The organism is Kocuria sp. CPCC 205235, assembly GCF_040980905.1.
GTDB classification, from domain to species: Bacteria; Actinomycetota; Actinomycetes; order Actinomycetales; family Micrococcaceae; genus Kocuria; species Kocuria carniphila.
The window spans coordinates 1-2858 of the sequence record NZ_JAVKPR010000056.1 but is presented as its reverse complement, the minus strand read 5'-3'; the positions used below and the strand labels follow the sequence as shown (position 1 = coordinate 2858).

Genomic DNA, 2858 nt, shown 5'->3' with positions numbered 1-2858 from the left:
TTACATACCCATGCCGAAACCTCTGCTTCTGGTGATTTGCTTGAGTAGGTCTTTCCCCTCTTCCATAGCTTTTGATATGTTTGGGAAATGATGCCTTAAAGCCTCCAGTTGTTCGGAATTGAACAAGTCTTTCATCTTACCAAGTTCTTTTTTCAATTCCTTGGTTTCGGTCTTTAGTTCTTGGTTCTCCGTTCTTAGTCGGTTACTGGTTGTCCTTGCATTGTCCATTTGCTGTCTATAATACTCCTTGTCGTTCTCGGCTTTGAATACCTTTGTGCCGTTTCGCTCTTTTTCAAGTATAGCCTTTCCCAGTCTATCGGATAGCTGTTCATTTTCCCCCTCTAAAGCCTTTATTTTGGCTTTTAAGGCATCTTTTTCCCTATCGTTAACCGTTTTCCCTATCAAGCCGTAAAACTTCTCTGAAGCCTTAGAAATGAGTTTTTGGACCTTTTTCTTTGTTTCAATGGAACGTAGTTCTTTCTGAAGCTGAAGAAGCTGGTTTTGCACGTCCTTGTGCTTGTCTAACGCACTGGATATATCGTTGGATAGTTCCTGAAGCTGTTCTTTCGCACATTCGGTCTTGTACTGCATAGCCGATAAGTGTTTGCGATCAGAAGAAACACCACGTTCCATGCCCAGTGCTTCAGATGCTATGGTTTGGAGTTCTGCCATGTCATCACGCGATAAACGCACACTCTTCCCGTTCGGCTGCGTCCAATCGAAAACTACATGGGCGTGAAGGTTAGGTGTCCATTGCTTTGCGTTCATGTATCCTTCGTCCTTGTGTATATGGATTTGAAACGCTTCAATACCGAAACGTTCCTTGCAGACCGCAGCGAATTGCTGGAGTTCCTGCATGGTGGTTTCTTGCTTGATTACTATTACCCCCTCCCGTATGGGTGCTGCTTTAGTCTGCATCTTCTGCCCAACCGTATCGAAATATCTCTGTTTCGCACTCTCCAGCCGATGGGAGATGCTATCTCCAACCCAGCTTTCATTCAAATGACTAAGTTCCGGACGAACATAGTCCAACTCTTTTTCCCTAAAGTTGTGAATCTCGCTCCCCGGCTTCACTGCTTGTACATGAATACTTGTTGCTCCCATAAGTTAACATTTTTGTGACAATCGATAACAGCCGGTGACAGCCGGCTGACAGGGGGTTAAGGGGGCTTGTCCCCTTACACACGTACCCTTTAGGGTGCTAGTGTGCTATCACCATACTGCATAGGTGCGAAGTTAGTGAATGTTTTGTAAATGCACAAATAAAGGGGAAAACATTTGGATTTGCGACAATAAAGTACTACCTTTGTTGCTGACCAAACGGTAGCTGACCGATACGGGAGAGTTACCAAAATACAAGCCGCTGGAGTTAATTGACGGACATCCGACATCCCCAGCGGCTTTATTTTTGCCTATCTGCTTCGTCTAGGCATACCAGTACCTCTACTAAAAATGTACTTCAAAGATACTTATTTTCTACCGACTTGATAGTTTTTACCCCATATTCTTGGACATTTTTCCCCCATGAGGTTATCTTTGTAGGGTGAAAGAGAAACCCATAAACGGGGATAGATTGAATGCTGGGAAGCATAAACAATCGGGGTAAGGTTAGCGAACCTTGCCTTTCATCCCCCATTATAACTTTACATAGAGGAACTTTATCTATCCCCCCCCCCGCCCCCAAAGGGGGAGCGACCAAACGGCAGCTTCACTCAATGGAGTGTTACAGTTCATCAAAACCAAGTGATAACTGTCGTTTCTCTGCTTCTTCTTTCTTTTGGGCAGCTAAAGTCTTTTTCCGAACGTATGTTTTTGTAAATGAAACCCTATCCCCATTAAAGACAATCAACGGATTAATGAACCAATTATATTCGTTTGGACCTCTTGCTATGATTTCACTTTGTACGAGCTCTGCCAATCCTTTGTATATGGCTTTGTCTGATTTGTATTGGGTGTATTCTAAGCATTTTCGCCTATCGAAAATTATCATATCATTCTTAGGCTTCATGCAAGTTAGAATATACCCGAAAACCCGAATAGCTGATTGTGATAGATTGAAAAAAGCGGCAAAATTCGCAAGGTATAGTTTTGCAAATTGCTCTTCATCTACTTCTATTTGTCGGATAAACGAGGTTTTGAATACTTCTCCTGTATCTGTATCAGCAACAGCAACTACAGCTTTTTTATCACTTCCCGTACTACTTTTGTATTTCTTAACAACGTGATTTTCAATCCCTTCAATTGCTTGTTTCATAAAGGGGTTTTCTTCGTTTTTTTGAAAATCGGTTAATTTGAGTACTTTCTTATTTTCCATAAACATTCTATTTAGGCAAATTTGACTTTCTATATATCGGTGAAAAAGTATAATTTGATTTTCCACAAAGGAATATTTAAATTTCCATTAATACAATAAAAAAGCAAAATATATTTTCCTTTTTAACATCTAATAGGAAAGAGTGACTTTCTAATATGGAAAATCAGATTTTCCAATATGGAAAATACCCTATATTGAGTATCAACTACTTAACTTATTCTATTTCTTAAGTTCTTATTATACCCTAAAAACGGCATATAATCAACTACTTAAAAAATCATCGGTCGGGGAGCGCCCAGCGGCAAGGGGCGGGACCACCCGTCCCGACGAGCGCCCACACCATAAACTTTTTTTCGAATAAGCACACAACCGTTTTTCGAACCCTGCAAAATTTCTTCCGAACCCGAACGGCGTAACACTCCATTGAGTGAAGCTGCCGTTTGGTCGCTCCCCCTTTGGGGGCGGGGGGGGGGTTACATACCCATGCCGAAACCTCTGCTTCTGGTGATTTGCTTGAGTAGGTCTTTCCCCTCTTCCATAGCTT

General features: G+C 41.8%; 2 protein-coding genes. Both read right to left on the bottom strand.

Annotated features, from left to right (window positions below):
- Entirely contained in the window at positions 1 to 1104 is a 1104-nt protein-coding gene (locus RF638_RS15890; RefSeq protein WP_368813088.1) for a mobilization protein, read from the bottom strand.
- A 619-nt stretch (positions 1105 to 1723) separates the two neighbouring features.
- Positions 1724 to 2314, bottom strand: a complete 591-nt coding sequence (locus tag RF638_RS15885; RefSeq protein ID WP_008670455.1) for a hypothetical protein — start codon at positions 2312 to 2314, stop codon at positions 1724 to 1726.
- Between the last annotated feature and the right edge of the window lie 544 nt (positions 2315 to 2858).